The sequence below is a fragment of the Butyricimonas muris genome, assembly GCF_046365375.1.
Lineage (GTDB): Bacteria > Bacteroidota > Bacteroidia > Bacteroidales > Marinifilaceae > Butyricimonas > Butyricimonas muris.
Map to the genome: position 1 here is coordinate 188,608 of NZ_JBKEIT010000003.1, position 13,236 is coordinate 201,843.

The following is a 13,236-nucleotide window of genomic DNA, read 5'->3' on the forward strand; positions in this document are numbered from 1 at the left end:
GATTAGAGAATGACAGGAACTGAAAGCATTAAATCACAGAATAAGCGTCAGCTTGTGTGGAGGAATTTAGATCGTTTCCCCGTCTGCCAAATGGATTAATTTATCCCTTTCGCCCACGATCCACACGACATCCCCTGCCTCGAAAATGGTGTCCGGGGTGGGATTCATGGTGGACGTGCCGTTGCGTTCGATACCGATGACCAGACAGGCGGCTTTATCCCGGATGCCGGATTCCCGGATGGAATGCCCTACCAGCGGGGTGTTTTCCTCGATTATGAATTGTTCCAGACTGACTTCGGGCGGGCGTTGCTGTTCCAGTTCCTGTTTTCTTTTTTCCACCCGGTCTTCCACGAACTTACGGAACACTTCGATCTCTTTATCTGTCGCTGCCACGATGATATGGTCAAACGGGTACAAACGTTCCTCGCCGCCGGGGATATTGATGCGTTCCTCGCCGCGGATGATAGTTACCACGCTTACCCCGCAGGATTGGCGGAAATTCAATTCTTTTAATGTTTTCCCCACGCTGGGAGAGGATTGTGACACCTCGAAATCTGCCAAATGAAGATCCCGGTTGAGCAAATGTTGCACGAAACGTTGTTTGATAGGTGATTTGCGTTCTTGCTCCTGTTGGCGTGCCGTGAAATTACGTAGGAAACGCCTTTCCAGCAGGATAGAATACTTCTTCAGTCGTTTGGAATAAATGAAAAACAGGATAATGGCACTCGCGATCAGCAATAAAAGTCCTGCCGCCACGTTCACGAGGCTGGAAATCACGAACATGACAATTCCGATACACAAGGCTATACGCAGCACGATGAGCGACACGAGCGGTCCCCGGTTGTATTTACTGTCGTTCCAGAGGTGTTGAAACTCTTCCGAGTGATTTTTCTTCATCATCATGGCACGGAGAAACGGGGAAATCAGCAACAATATGGCAATAGCGCTGACTATTCCGCCTTGTATCCCCGGTAATTCCTGTCGGATAATCGGCGTGAGGTATTGCAGGAAAAGGACGATCGTGAAGATAGAGAGTATAGTGTAGGTAATCACGATACGTAATAAGGCCTTCAGTAGCCGGGTCCACATCCCTTTATGGTGTATCGTGTTTGTTCCCGTGCTGTACCTGTCAAGGAAGCGAATCCATGCTTGGGGCAGATGATTATTCACGAACCGGTAAGCCGGTTCCGATAGCCGGATCATGTAGGGGGTAAAGAACGTGGTAATGACCGATACGGTAACAACGATAGGATAGAGAAATTCGTCCGTCACGTGCAGCGACATTCCCAGTGACGCGATGATAAACGCGAATTCGCCGATTTGTGCGAGCGAAAAACCGGACTGGATGGCTATTTTCAAGTTCTGACCGGAAAGTAGTATTCCGAAAGCGGAAAAGGTAATTTGTCCCACCATGACCACGACGGTGATCAACAAGATCGGGAACCAGTACTCGATCAGCATGGCGGGATCGATCATCATGCCGACGGAAACAAAGAATATTGCCCCGAAAAGGTCTTTTACCGGCTTGATTAAGTGTTCGATATTCTCCGCCTCTACGGTTTCAGCCAGAATCGAACCCATGACGAATGCCCCCAATGCCGCAGAGAAACCCGCCTTAACTGCCAATAAAACCATGCCGAGGCATAAACCTAGCGACACGACGAGCAGTGTTTCGGCATTCAACCACTGTTTCGCTTTTTTGAGAAAAGTGGGTATCAGGAAAATACCCGTGATCGACCAAAAAACAAGGAAAGCGACAAGTTTCAGTATGCTGTTTGCCATTTCCATTCCCTCGAAATGCTTGCTTACCGCCAAGGTGGACAACAATACCATCAAGACAACGGCGAAAAGGTCTTCCACGACGAGGATACCGAAGACTACCCCCGCGAAACGTTGCCCTCGTAATCCCATGTCCTCGAAAGCCTTGAAAATAATCGTCGTGGACGACATGGACAGCATACCCCCGAGGAAGAGGCTGTTCATGTGCCCCCAGCCGAGTGCCAGTCCGGCAGAGTATCCCAACATCATCATAGCTCCCACGATCGTGAGGGCGCTAATCATGGCGGTACCGCCGACATTCATCAGCTTTTTGAAACTGAAATCGAGTCCCAAGGCGAACAGGAGGAAAATAACCCCGATATCGGCCCATATTTGGATATTTGCCGAGTCTGTGACCATGGGGCCGCCGAACGTGTAAGGTCCCGCGATGATGCCTGCCATAATATATCCTAACACGACCGGCTGTTTTAGCCATTTAAAAATAATGGTTATCAGTCCTGCAGAAAAAAGAATGACCGCCAGATCCGAAATTAAAACAGGAATGCCCGACATATAGCTGTTTATTATTATCGGCGACAAAGTTAATGCTTTTATGGATTGGATATACGGGATGACGGCATGTTTTTCGTTTAAGATGGATTTGTAGTTTATTCTTGTTGTAAATCAATCTATTTAGATAGTTTCTTGTGAATTTATTCAAGAACTTTGTTCTATGGAATAAATATTTTCTCTACCTTTGGGGTGAAACTTAGGTGTAGTTTTATTGCTTCGTGCGTGAGGAATAGTTGTTACTACTATAATTGTGTTATCATGGAAAAAGAGATTTTCTTTGTGAATAAGCCGGAAGAAATCACTCGTGTGATCAAGTTTTTTGAAGGTGTGGGAGGATTATTACATCTCCCGTCTTCTATCGTTATGAGATTGAGCCTTGCCTTGGAAGAGGCTATCGCTAGTATTATAAAGAATGCTTATCCGCCGGGGGAGTCGCATGAAGTGACTTTGCGCATCGAGGCGACCGGGGATGAACTTACCTTTTCGTTGATTGACGACGGCATTTCTTTCGACCCTACATTAATAGAGGAAACGGATGTCACGCTACCGTTAGAACACCGGATTCTGGATGGTTTGGGGATTTTCTTGATCCGTAAGATCATGGATGAGATTTTCTATGAATGCACGGGCAAGGAGAATCGTTTGGTGATGAAGAAAAAGGTAAACATGACGATCGAGAAGGAGAAAACAGTGGAAGTCAATACCTGCCGGATAGAAGGAATGACGATTGTCGCTATCGGGGGGCGGTTGGACACCGCGAATACCCGTGAATTCGACGCGGCTATCCAACCTTTGCTGGTAGAGATGACGCCGCGTATCATAGTCAACTGCGAGAGTCTGTCGTACATTTGCAGTGCCGGGCTTCGCAGTTTTATCCTGTTGCAAAAGAGCGTGATGAAAAATAAAGGTCAATTGATACTGGAAGCCATGACACCGGATATTTATAAAATATTCGAGATGACAGGTTGCACGTCTATATTCACCATTCGATAAACCGATAGTCATGAAACCCTTTTTGGTCGTGTGCGTTCTTGTTTTACTATATGTTTCGACAGATGCACAACAAATCGTGTTTATGCCCAGTTGGACAGCTCAATCGGAGTTTGCCGGTTATTACGTCGCGGATAGCTTAGGTTATTACAGGGAGGAGGGGCTGGATGTACGTGTCCGGCATCCCACGGTATCCGAAACTTCGTTCTCTTTTTTAGAGAGGGGGGAGGTGCAGATTATCGTTTCGAATCTTTCTAACGCATTGACCATGGTCAACGCGGGGAGGCGTATCGTGAACGTGATGCAGACCTCCCAGACCAACGGTCTTATGCTCGTCAGTCGTTTCCCGCTACCGGATATCGCCTCGTTGAATCATCAGAAAATAGCCGTGTGGAACCGTTTGCCGTTGGACTTGCTCGAACGCATCACCCGGGTTTCCGGTTTGGACGTCGAGTGGATACGTTTCAACGGAGGGGTAAATATATTTTTATCCGGGGCTGCCGATATTTTCATTACCTATAGTTTCAACGAGTACCCGCAACTGGAAGAGTACGGGATGCGTCCGGATTCTTGCCACGTGTTCCGCCTTGCCGAGTATGGGTACAACCTTCCGGAAGGCGGTCTTTACGTGACGGAAGAGTATTACAATACCCACGAGGACATGATCCGTAAATTTGTAAAAGCAAGTATCCGCGGCTGGAACTGGGTGGAGCGAAACCGGGAAAAGGCTCTCGATATCGTGATGGCGATCGTGCGCGAAAACAATATTGCCACCAATCGTTATCACCAGAGTCGAATGTTAGATGAAACCCTGCGGTTGCAGCACGACATGGAAACGGGCGAGAAGAGTTTTAAATTAACTGAAAAGGGATTTAATCTGGGGGTGCAATATCTAATCACGCGAGATACCCCCCCTGTCCGGTATCAGGATTTTGTCAAATAAGACATTTGCGGTATGAAAATACAATTCAAGTCCTTCGCCACTCGTTTGAGTATTTACACGCTTACTTTCGTGATTGTTATTTTCACGGCAGTGATGGCTGTCTTTTATTCTTACAACCGGGAAGAAGTCACGTGGCGTGCTATCGAACGCACGCACGGGTTGTTGGCTAGCATGGCTACGCGGGTTTCCGGTAGTCTGTCCGGGGTCGAAACTGCTTTGCGGCAGGCGGGATGGATGGTCGGGGAACATTTGTCCGAACCGGATTCTCTATATAAAGTGATACGTGCAGTCGTGGAGAATAATGATTTGATCGTGGGGAGTGCCATCGCGTTCGAACCTTTTTATTTTAAGGAAAACGGGGAATATTTCATGCTTCAGACCTACCGTGACGGAGAACGAATTGTTTCCGTGCGTTTGGGGGGAAAGAGTTACGACTATCCCTGTATGGATTGGTATTTGCTTCCCAAATTATTGAAGACGAGTTATTGGAGTGAGCCATACTACGACGGGGGAGGGAGCAACATGATAATGTCGACATTCTCGCTTCCTTTATATGATGCGCGGGGGGAGATGTACGCCGTGTTCACTGCCAATATTTCTTTATCCCGATTCACGGATATGGTCGACCGGTTGAGTCCTTACGAGTCCAGCTATTCGTTTTTACTCAGTCGTAACGGGAGTTACCTGACGCATCGCCACCGCGAAAAGATCATGAATGAAACGATCTTCTCGAACGCTTTCGAGAGCGGGAGCGGAGAACTGGAACATATCGGGCGGGAAATGCTCGCGGGACACGCGGGTACTTACGCTTTCCGGGACGGGGGACAACCTTCTTTCGCTTTCTACACGCCGATTCCCGGCAGCGGGTGGTCGGTATGCAATATCTGTCGGAGGGACGTTATCCTGCATGAACTCTATTCCACTTCCCGGAATATCCTTTACCTGTTCTTTACCGGGGTATTACTCTTGTTCGTGTTCACCTATTACATTATCAAGAAACTGGTACGCCCGCTGGAAGACTTTTCCCGTGTTGCGCAAGTGATTGCTTCCGGGTACTTCAACGAGGAGTTGCCCGCCGTCAACTCCCGCGACGAGATGAAAGAACTGCACGACTCCTTTGCTTATATGCAACATTCCCTTTCCGAGTACGTGGCGGAACTCCGGCTGACGACGGCAAGCAAGGAGCGTATCGAGAGCGAGTTAAGCATAGCCCGCGATATCCAGATGGGCATGACTCCCAAGATATTCCCTCCCTTCCCGGAGCGGGGCGACGTGGATTTGGACGCTGTGCTGAAACCTGCCAAGGAAGTCGGCGGTGACCTGTACGATTTCTTCATAGAGAAAGACAGGCTTTACTTCGCTATCGGCGACGTGTCGGGGAAAGGCGTACCCGCGTCCTTGTTTATGGCGATCACCCGCAGTCTGTTCCGGACTCTCTCTTCGGGGATGAGTTCGCCTGCGGAAATTATGGTCAAGATGAATAATTCGGTGTCCGAGAACAACGAATCGGCCATGTTCGTTACTTTATTTATAGGCATACTGGATTTATCAACCGGAGTATTGAAATACTGTAACGCGGGACACAACCCGCCCGTGTTGATTCATCCGGACGGGAAAACCGGTTTTATGGAAGTCAAGACAAACCTCTTTGTAGGGGTTATGGATAAATACGAGTACGCGGAGGAAGAGATAACACTTGAAAAAGGGACGAAGTTATTTCTGTACACGGACGGGGTGACCGAGGCGGAAAACGAGAACTGCGAACTGTATTCGGACAGACGCTTGCTTGAAACGCTCGCCGCGAATACCTCGTCAAACGTGCGGGGGATCGTGGATGCCGTTCTGGCTTCTGTTGTCGCTCACGTGAAGGACGCGGAGCCGAGTGACGATTTAACGATGTTAGTCATTCATTATGAATTCAAATCGGATACAAATGGAGAAAGAGATTAAAATTGCCAACAATACGGCGGAAATAGCCCGGTTAGCCGATTTTGTCGAGGAACTGGGTGTCGAATTAGGGTTATCCCCGGCGGTCACGATGAATATTGATCTGGCGTTGGAGGAAGCCGTGATTAATATCATCCTGTATGCTTATCCTCAAGATCAGTTACACGAGATAACCTTGAAGGTCACGTCTTCCGGCGAACACTTGATCTTTTTACTCACGGATCGCGGTATGTCTTTTGACCCGACACAAGTTCCCGACGCCGATATCACCTTGCCTCTCGAAGAACGTCCTGTCGGCGGTCTGGGGATATTTCTTATTCGCCAGATCATGAACGAGGTGACTTACGAGCGGATAGGAGAAGAGAATAAACTGACGATGAAGAAGAAGATAGAGTAACCGGGGCAAAAGTCATTTTCTTAAAAAACTCCCTCCCCCTTCGGGGTATTGAGCCCGAAGCGGTCTCGAATCGGCTCTCGCTCGACAGACAACGAGCAAGCTCTCTTTCTATTCTCGCTTACTCGCCGATTTCCCTCTATAAACAGAGGGAGAGCTAAGTTACTCACTGTCTTCGGTAAGATTCACCAGCTCCTCCTCTGTTTATAGAGGAGGTGGCTGCGAAGCAGACGGAGGAGTTTTTAAAAGAATTACTATCTTTGCCCTTGTTATGAGTAAAAATAACCATGTAAAAAAAGAAGGTGTTACGGGTGCCGTCGTGACGATGCTGGTAACGGGAGCGTTGCTCTCGCTCGTGCAGGTAATGGTGCGACCGCCGCTATTGCTGGCGGAACGCCTGTTGCCCGGCGGTGGTTGGTTGCAGGTCGTGTTGGCGGCACTGTTCGGCGGGTGGCTTTATTTAAAGATGTTCGACAGGGCGAAGCGTGCCGTTTGGCGGCGGCGGATATGGTTGTTGTTTTCCGTGGTATTTTTCTTTCAACTGGCACTGGGTATTTTTGCGGATACCGTTTTCCTCATGTCCGGCAAGTTACACTTCCCGATACCGGGATTGATTCCGGTCGGGGTATTCTACCGGGGAGAAATGTCCTTTATGCCCTTCTTGTTCTTGATCACGATATTGCTTTCCGGGGGGGCGTGGTGTAGTCAGCTGTGTTACTTCGGGGCGTGGGACAGTCTGGCGGCGGGGAAGAACGGCAAGCGGCAGGGGATAAAGCCGGGCACAAGAGCCGGCATCCGTTGGACGGTACTTGCGGTGTTTATCCTTGTGGCTTTGGGATTGAGATTATTTCATGTTCCCGTGATTTATGCCTCGCTAATAGCTGCCTTTGCGGGAGTGGCAGGCGTCGGGATAATCGTGCTTGTATCCCGGGGACGGAAAATAGCTGCGCATTGTTCAACCTATTGTCCGGCGGGTACCTTGGTGTCTTATTTGAAGTATATATCCCCGTGGCGTTTCCGGGTAAACGACCGTTGCACGCGTTGCATGGCTTGTGCGCGGGTATGCCGCTATGATGCTTTACCCCGGGAGAGCATCCTCAAGGGGCGTCCGGCGGTGAATTGCACGTTGTGCGGCGATTGTCTCGCCGTGTGCCGCCACGGTGCTTTGGAATATCGTTTTTGGGGACTTTCGCCTCTTGCCGCGGAACGTTTATGGCTAGGTACGACGCTGGTCTTTTTCACTTGTTTTCTTTCGATCGCCCGGGTGTAAACGTTCGCGGAAAATGTAATATTTTTGTAATAATTTAACACTGTAATACGCGGGAGGATTGTACATTTGCGTACTAATCAATAATGAAATGAAAATAGACCGATTTCTTCAATTATTTGTCGTAAAGGAAAAAAAGTTTTATCCTTTATATATCGAGCAAGCCGTTAATATCGAGGCTGCCGCGAAACTTCTGGTTGAACTTTTGCAAGAGCGGAAACCTGAAAATCAAAAGACTTTGTACAAGAAGGTCAAAGATTACGAGCATAGTGGTGATCAGATCACGGCACGGCTCTACGAGGAATTGAACAAGACATTCGTGACCCCTTTCGACCGGGAGGATATCAACCGTCTGGGAAGCAGCATGGATACTTTGTTGGATTTTATCCATGACGCGGCAAAAAGGGTATTGATGTATCGGCCGAAAAACGTCAACCAGTTGATGGTTGCCATGGCGCAATGTATCGTCGAGGATGCCCGGATTCTGGGGCAGATCATGGACGAGTTGGATCAACTCCAGAAAAGACCGCAGGAGATTAACGAGAAATGTGTCCGGATCAAGCAGATAGAGCATGACGTGGATAACCTGTATGAAGAATTCATGAGCGACGTGTTTGCCAACGAGAAAGACGCGATAGAGTTGGTTAAATTGAAAAATATAGGACAGGTACTGGAAGATGCTACCGACCGGGCAAAGGACGTGAGTGACATCGTGAGGGGTATTATCATCAAATTTGCCTGATCGTTATGCTGACAATAGTTCTTTTAGCCATCGTGATCGCTCTCTTGTTCGACTTCCTGAACGGGATGAACGATGCGGCAAATTCGATAGCGACGATCGTCGCCACTCGTGTATTCTCTCCCACTATGGCAGTGCTTTGGGCGGCGTTCTGGAATTTCGCCGCTATTTTTATCTTCGGCGTGAGCGTGGCGCACACGATGGGAGAGGGGATTGTGGAAGCCTCCCGGATTAATGAATACCTGATTTTCGCCGCTTTGATCGGCTCGGTCATCTGGGTATGGTTGTGTACTCATTTCGGGATGCCTATCAGCGTGTCCCATGCCTTGATCGGCGGGTTGATCGGTCCCGTGTGGTTCACCTTCGGGAGCGATGCTCTCGTGGCTTCCGGGATTATCAAGATTGCAGTGTTCATCGTGCTTTCCCCGCTTATCGGTATGATACTCGGTTTTTTCACGATGTGCCTGACGATGTTGATATTCAGACGCAAACACCCGTTGAAAGTCGAGGGCTTGTTCAAAGGATTGCAATTATTCTCTTCCGCTATATTCAGTTTGGGACATGGCGCGAACGATGCCCAGAAAACGATGGGTATCATCGCTATTTTGCTTTATAGCGTGGCAGGTAGCAACACTTTCGTGAGTGAATACCTGTACGAGAACACGGGATCGTTCCACGTGCCCGTGTGGTTGATCGTCACTTGCTACTCGGTGATCGCCTTGGGTACCATCGTCGGGGGAAAGAAAGTGATCAAGACCTTGGGCGACGGGTTGGCACGGTTGAAACCCGTCCAAGGATTCTGTGCCGAAACATCCGGTGCGTTGACGTTGATGGGAACGGCAGTTCTGGGTATTCCCGTGAGTACCACACATACCATCACCGGTGCCATCATCGGCGTCGGCATCACGAAAGGTGTGGCATCCGTCCGTTGGGCAACGGCGACGAATATCGTGGCAGCATGGGTATTGACTATCCCCGCGACCATCGTGATGTCCGGACTCGTGTACTGGATCATGGGGTTGTTCATGACGATGCCGGGCAATTGAAATTGACTTTTAACACCTTTATTCTTGAAGTCCCCAAGTGTGGGGACTTCAAGAATGAGGGATTCGGCAATCACCGGGTCAATTCGTTTTCAATCTCTCGATCAATTGCGGCATCATCGTCCAGATTGTGTTTTCAGTCTGGGCAGTGTAGAAATTACCATCGATCTCGAATTTCTCGTCGGTAGCGATGCCTTTTTGTATGGCGGCTTTTGCCAGCGGATGGACTGCCACTTTCTTGCCGGTGCTGATACCCGTGGCATCAAACATCATGGCTGCGGCACAGTGACCGATAATAATTTTCCCCTTGTCGCCGAAAGCCTTGATGACGGCGAGCATATCCTGATTGTAAGGTTTCCCGGCATTCTCGCCGAACTTGGGCATGGCGTCGCCACAACCGAACACGAGTGCGTCGTATTCATCCTCGTGTCCCTTGAGGTGAGCGATCACGTCGTCGGCAAACAGGGTGATACCGGAGTTTGTTTTGATCTCTTTCGTGTCGGCAACCGCGAATACTTTATAAGGTATCCCGTTCTCGAAAAACGCTTCCAAGTACTGGAATAAACCGAACCCGTTGACCGGGTTTACTGCCAAAACTGCAACTTTCTTTGCCATAATGTATTTTTTTTAGCGTGAAACAATAGTTCTATTAAGTAAGTTTATTACTTTTGTATAGCAAAAGTATGCTATCTAATTCGTAAAAACAAGAACGTACTTGGAGATAAGATAGTTACACGGATGTTAGTAATGTTGATACTAAACGGGATATATTGATAAAAAAAATGAAAAATTTTCACGCTAACGGGAAATGTCCCATACGTGACGTGTTGAGTCGTCTGGGGGACAAATGGTCGATGCTGGTGCTGGTGACGCTGGAAGCGAACGGAACAATGCGTTTTCGGGATATTCACAACGCTATCGCGGATATCTCGCAGCGAATGCTGACGGTGACCCTGCGTACCCTCGAGGCGGACGGGTTAGTGTCGCGCAAGGTGTACGCTGAAGTACCCCCGCGGGTAGAGTATCAACTGACGGGAACGGGCGAAAGCTTGATGCCCCATATCCGGACGCTCGTCGATTGGGCGATGCAGCACATGCCGGAGATCGTGGAAAGCAGGGAAGGACACTGACGCGTTAGCGTCTTCAAGCGGATACAGAGTGTCAACTCGGAGAACACGCGTGTGAACGGTAATGCCGGGAACGCGTGTGTTCTGTTTTTTTTTGCAATTTGGTTGCAAGATTATCTCTGTACCTTTACCGGAAATAAAACGAAAGGTTATGAAACAATACGTGAAAGAGATCGTGTCATTTATCCTGTTGGTTAGCGGGATCGGGATGACATGGGGAAACGCGGTGTGGTTCGGGGAGGGACACGTGAGGGCGATGTGGTACGCGGTGGCGTTTCTTCCGGTAGGTTTGCCCGTGTTGCGGGAAGCTGTTGGCTGCCTGTGGGAACGGGAGTATTTTAACGAGTTTATGTTGATGAGTGTGGCGGCACTCGGGGCTTTTTATATCGGGGAATACCCGGAGGGAGTGGCGGTGATGCTGTTCTATTCCGTCGGGGAGAAGTTTCAAGACGCAGCGGTGGAACGTGCCCGTTCCCGCGTGAAGGCGTTGCTTGACGTGCGCCCGGAAGTGGCGGCGGTGATTCGCGGGGGCAGTGTCGTGGCGGAAGTCCCGGCAAACGTGCAGGTTGGCGAGACGGTGGAGGTGAAGGCGGGGGAACGGGTGCCGCTCGATGGCGTGATGCTGGGCGAAACGGCGGCATTCAACACGTCGGCGTTGACAGGCGAGAGTTTGCCCCGGGATATCCGGCAAGGTGAATCCGTGTTGGCGGGGATGATCGCCATGGATCGGGTGGTACGGGTACGGGTGACGCGACCTTATGACCGGAGCGAGCTGGCGCGCGTGCTGGAAATGGTGCAGAATGCCACGGAACGGAAAGCACCGACGGAGTTGTTTATCCGTCGTTTCGCCCGGGTGTACACGCCCGTGGTGACGGGGTTGGCAGTATTGATCGTGTTGTTGCCCTTTATCTATTCGCTGGCGCAACCGGGATTTGCTTATGTCTTTGACGATTGGCTGTATCGTGCCCTCGTGTTTCTGGTGATCTCTTGCCCGTGTGCCCTCGTGGTGAGTATCCCGCTGGGGTATTTCGGGGGAATCGGGGCGGCATCCCGTCACGGGATCCTGTTCAAAGGGGGAAACTATCTCGATGCGATCACGCGGGTAAACACGGTCGTGTTTGACAAAACGGGTACACTCACGCGGGGTGAGTTCGAGGTACGGGAGGCACACGCCGGGAACGGTTTCGAGGCGGACACGATGCTGGCAATCGTGGCGGCGGCAGAGGGAAATAGCACGCACCCCGTGGCGAAAGCGGTCGTACGGTACGTCCGGTTGCGGGGAATCGAGCCGCTGGCGGTGACGGATGCGAAAGAATTACCCGGTCACGGGTTGAGTGTCCGTGTCGACGGGCGGGAAGTGTTGGTCGGGAACACGCGGTTGCTGGACACGAACGGGGTGACGTATCCTGCGGGTTTGGCGAGCGTGCCGGAAACGGTAGTCGTTTGCGCGGTGGACGGCGTGTACGCGGGCTATCTCTTGTTGGCGGATGCGCCGAAGGAAGATGCGGCAGACGCGGTTGCGGCATTAAAAAGTTTAAATATTAATAATATTGAGGTATTATCGGGAGATAAACAGGCAATTGTTACTAAATTAGCGAAAAGTTTGGGTATCGACAAAGCTTACGGTGATTTACTCCCGGCAGATAAAGTGGCTCGGTTGGAAGAGTTGAAAGCCGAGCCGAGCAGGAAAGTGGCTTTCGCGGGTGACGGGATCAATGATGCCCCGGTACTTGCCCTCGCTGACGTGGGGATTGCCATGGGCGGACTCGGGAGCGATGCCGCGATAGAGATTGCCGACGTGGTGATACAGACCGATCAGCCGAGCAAGATTGCAACCGCCGTCAAGATCGGAAAAGTTACCCGCCGCGTGGTGTGGCAGAATATTGCGTTGGCATTCGGCGTGAAACTGGTAGTACTGGTGCTTGGGGCATTCGGGGTCGCTACCATGTGGGAGGCAGTCTTTGCCGATGTCGGGGTTGCCCTGTTGGCGATTCTCAATGCGATAAGGATACAGGTAAAATAAAGGATATGGAAGAAACGGTATATTTGGATAAACTGGAAAGGCGGGGAATTAAACCCACCGCCATGCGGCTACTGATATTAAAAGGTATGTTACGGTTTACGCGGGCGTTCAGCCTGCTTGATCTGGAGAACGATTTGGACACGGTAGATAAGTCCACGATATTCCGGACGATCAATCTTTTTCTGGATCATCACTTGATTCATTGTATTGACGACGGTTCCGGTTCATTGAAGTATTCCGTGTGCAGCAATGAATGTACTTGTTCTATCGACGACCTGCACGCCCATTTCTATTGCCGGAATTGTCACAAGACCTATTGCCTGCGAAAAATACACGTGCCGACAGTCGATTTACCGATGAACTTCACCCTCGAAAGCATCAATTACGTGCTGAAAGGCTTGTGTGAAGATTGTGCCTTGAAAAAATGAGATA

12 protein-coding genes are annotated in these 13,236 nt (G+C 50.0%); 10 read left to right on the forward strand and 2 right to left on the reverse strand.

What is annotated here, in order from left to right; translation table 11 throughout:
• Nucleotides 1–66 precede the first annotated feature (66 nt).
• The gene (locus ACK8P8_RS06150; protein WP_227215280.1) at nt 67–2,331 is read right to left on the reverse strand and encodes a monovalent cation:proton antiporter family protein; all 2,265 of its coding nucleotides are present in this window, start codon (nt 2,329–2,331) and stop codon (nt 67–69) included.
• 258 nt (nt 2,332–2,589) lie between these two features.
• Between ACK8P8_RS06150 and ACK8P8_RS06155 the strand changes: the two genes are divergently transcribed.
• The 7 genes from ACK8P8_RS06155 (at nt 2,590) to ACK8P8_RS06185 (ending at nt 9,657) form a co-directional block, all read left to right on the forward strand.
• Nucleotides 2,590–3,324: an anti-sigma factor antagonist gene (locus tag ACK8P8_RS06155; protein WP_369860722.1), complete on the forward strand. Its 735-nt coding sequence runs from the start codon at nt 2,590–2,592 to the stop codon at nt 3,322–3,324.
• Between the two features lie 10 nt (nt 3,325–3,334).
• Nucleotides 3,335–4,264, forward strand: coding sequence for an ABC transporter substrate-binding protein (locus tag ACK8P8_RS06160; RefSeq protein ID WP_369860721.1), 930 nt, complete (start codon nt 3,335–3,337; stop codon nt 4,262–4,264).
• Nucleotides 4,265–4,276: 12 nt separating this feature from the next.
• Nucleotides 4,277–6,214: a SpoIIE family protein phosphatase gene (locus ACK8P8_RS06165; protein WP_369860720.1), complete on the forward strand. Its 1,938-nt coding sequence runs from the start codon at nt 4,277–4,279 to the stop codon at nt 6,212–6,214.
• Nucleotides 6,198–6,608, forward strand: a complete 411-nt coding sequence (locus ACK8P8_RS06170; RefSeq protein ID WP_369860719.1) for an ATP-binding protein — start codon at nt 6,198–6,200, stop codon at nt 6,606–6,608. The genes ACK8P8_RS06165 and ACK8P8_RS06170 overlap by 17 nt, the downstream gene beginning before the upstream one ends.
• 268 nt (nt 6,609–6,876) lie before the next feature.
• The gene (locus tag ACK8P8_RS06175; protein WP_369860718.1) at nt 6,877–7,875 is read left to right on the forward strand and encodes a 4Fe-4S binding protein; all 999 of its coding nucleotides are present in this window, start codon (nt 6,877–6,879) and stop codon (nt 7,873–7,875) included.
• A gap of 88 nt (nt 7,876–7,963) precedes the next feature.
• Nucleotides 7,964–8,614, forward strand: coding sequence for a DUF47 domain-containing protein (locus ACK8P8_RS06180; RefSeq protein ID WP_099292094.1), 651 nt, complete (start codon nt 7,964–7,966; stop codon nt 8,612–8,614).
• 5 nt (nt 8,615–8,619) lie between these two features.
• Nucleotides 8,620–9,657 (forward strand): inorganic phosphate transporter, encoded by a 1,038-nt coding sequence (locus tag ACK8P8_RS06185; RefSeq protein WP_099292095.1) that lies wholly within the window; start codon nt 8,620–8,622, stop codon nt 9,655–9,657.
• Between the two features lie 78 nt (nt 9,658–9,735).
• On the opposite strand, the gene ACK8P8_RS06190 is transcribed toward ACK8P8_RS06185, so the two are convergent.
• Nucleotides 9,736–10,269 carry a DJ-1/PfpI family protein gene (locus tag ACK8P8_RS06190; RefSeq protein ID WP_099292096.1) on the reverse strand — a complete coding sequence of 178 codons (534 nt, stop codon included), beginning with the start codon at nt 10,267–10,269 and terminating at the stop codon, nt 9,736–9,738.
• A gap of 167 nt (nt 10,270–10,436) precedes the next feature.
• On the opposite strand from ACK8P8_RS06190, the gene ACK8P8_RS06195 reads away from it, so the two are divergent.
• The 3 genes from ACK8P8_RS06195 (at nt 10,437) to ACK8P8_RS06205 (ending at nt 13,232) form a co-directional block, all read left to right on the forward strand.
• Complete coding sequence (locus ACK8P8_RS06195; protein WP_227215270.1) at nt 10,437–10,784, forward strand: winged helix-turn-helix transcriptional regulator; 348 nt, start codon at nt 10,437–10,439, stop codon at nt 10,782–10,784.
• 148 nt (nt 10,785–10,932) lie between these two features.
• Nucleotides 10,933–12,804: a heavy metal translocating P-type ATPase gene (locus ACK8P8_RS06200; protein ID WP_369860717.1), complete on the forward strand. Its 1,872-nt coding sequence runs from the start codon at nt 10,933–10,935 to the stop codon at nt 12,802–12,804.
• Nucleotides 12,805–12,809: 5 nt separating this feature from the next.
• Nucleotides 12,810–13,232 carry a Fur family transcriptional regulator gene (locus ACK8P8_RS06205; RefSeq protein WP_186975130.1) on the forward strand — a complete coding sequence of 141 codons (423 nt, stop codon included), beginning with the start codon at nt 12,810–12,812 and terminating at the stop codon, nt 13,230–13,232.
• The last annotated feature ends 4 nt before the right edge of the window (nt 13,233–13,236 follow it).

What these genes read in the sequence shown, in the direction of transcription:
- ACK8P8_RS06150 (WP_227215280.1), bottom strand. Translation starts at nt 2,331, where the DNA reads ATGTCGGGCATTCCTGTTTTAATTTCGGATCTGGCGGTCATTCTTTTT.
- ACK8P8_RS06155 (WP_369860722.1), top strand. Translation starts at nt 2,590, where the DNA reads ATGGAAAAAGAGATTTTCTTTGTGAATAAGCCGGAAGAAATCACTCGT.
- ACK8P8_RS06160 (WP_369860721.1), top strand. Translation starts at nt 3,335, where the DNA reads ATGAAACCCTTTTTGGTCGTGTGCGTTCTTGTTTTACTATATGTTTCG.
- ACK8P8_RS06165 (WP_369860720.1), top strand. Translation starts at nt 4,277, where the DNA reads ATGAAAATACAATTCAAGTCCTTCGCCACTCGTTTGAGTATTTACACG.
- ACK8P8_RS06170 (WP_369860719.1), top strand. Translation starts at nt 6,198, where the DNA reads ATGGAGAAAGAGATTAAAATTGCCAACAATACGGCGGAAATAGCCCGG.
- ACK8P8_RS06175 (WP_369860718.1), top strand. Translation starts at nt 6,877, where the DNA reads ATGAGTAAAAATAACCATGTAAAAAAAGAAGGTGTTACGGGTGCCGTC.
- ACK8P8_RS06180 (WP_099292094.1), top strand. Translation starts at nt 7,964, where the DNA reads ATGAAAATAGACCGATTTCTTCAATTATTTGTCGTAAAGGAAAAAAAG.
- ACK8P8_RS06185 (WP_099292095.1), top strand. Translation starts at nt 8,620, where the DNA reads ATGCTGACAATAGTTCTTTTAGCCATCGTGATCGCTCTCTTGTTCGAC.
- ACK8P8_RS06190 (WP_099292096.1), bottom strand. Translation starts at nt 10,269, where the DNA reads ATGGCAAAGAAAGTTGCAGTTTTGGCAGTAAACCCGGTCAACGGGTTC.
- ACK8P8_RS06195 (WP_227215270.1), top strand. Translation starts at nt 10,437, where the DNA reads ATGAAAAATTTTCACGCTAACGGGAAATGTCCCATACGTGACGTGTTG.
- ACK8P8_RS06200 (WP_369860717.1), top strand. Translation starts at nt 10,933, where the DNA reads ATGAAACAATACGTGAAAGAGATCGTGTCATTTATCCTGTTGGTTAGC.
- ACK8P8_RS06205 (WP_186975130.1), top strand. Translation starts at nt 12,810, where the DNA reads ATGGAAGAAACGGTATATTTGGATAAACTGGAAAGGCGGGGAATTAAA.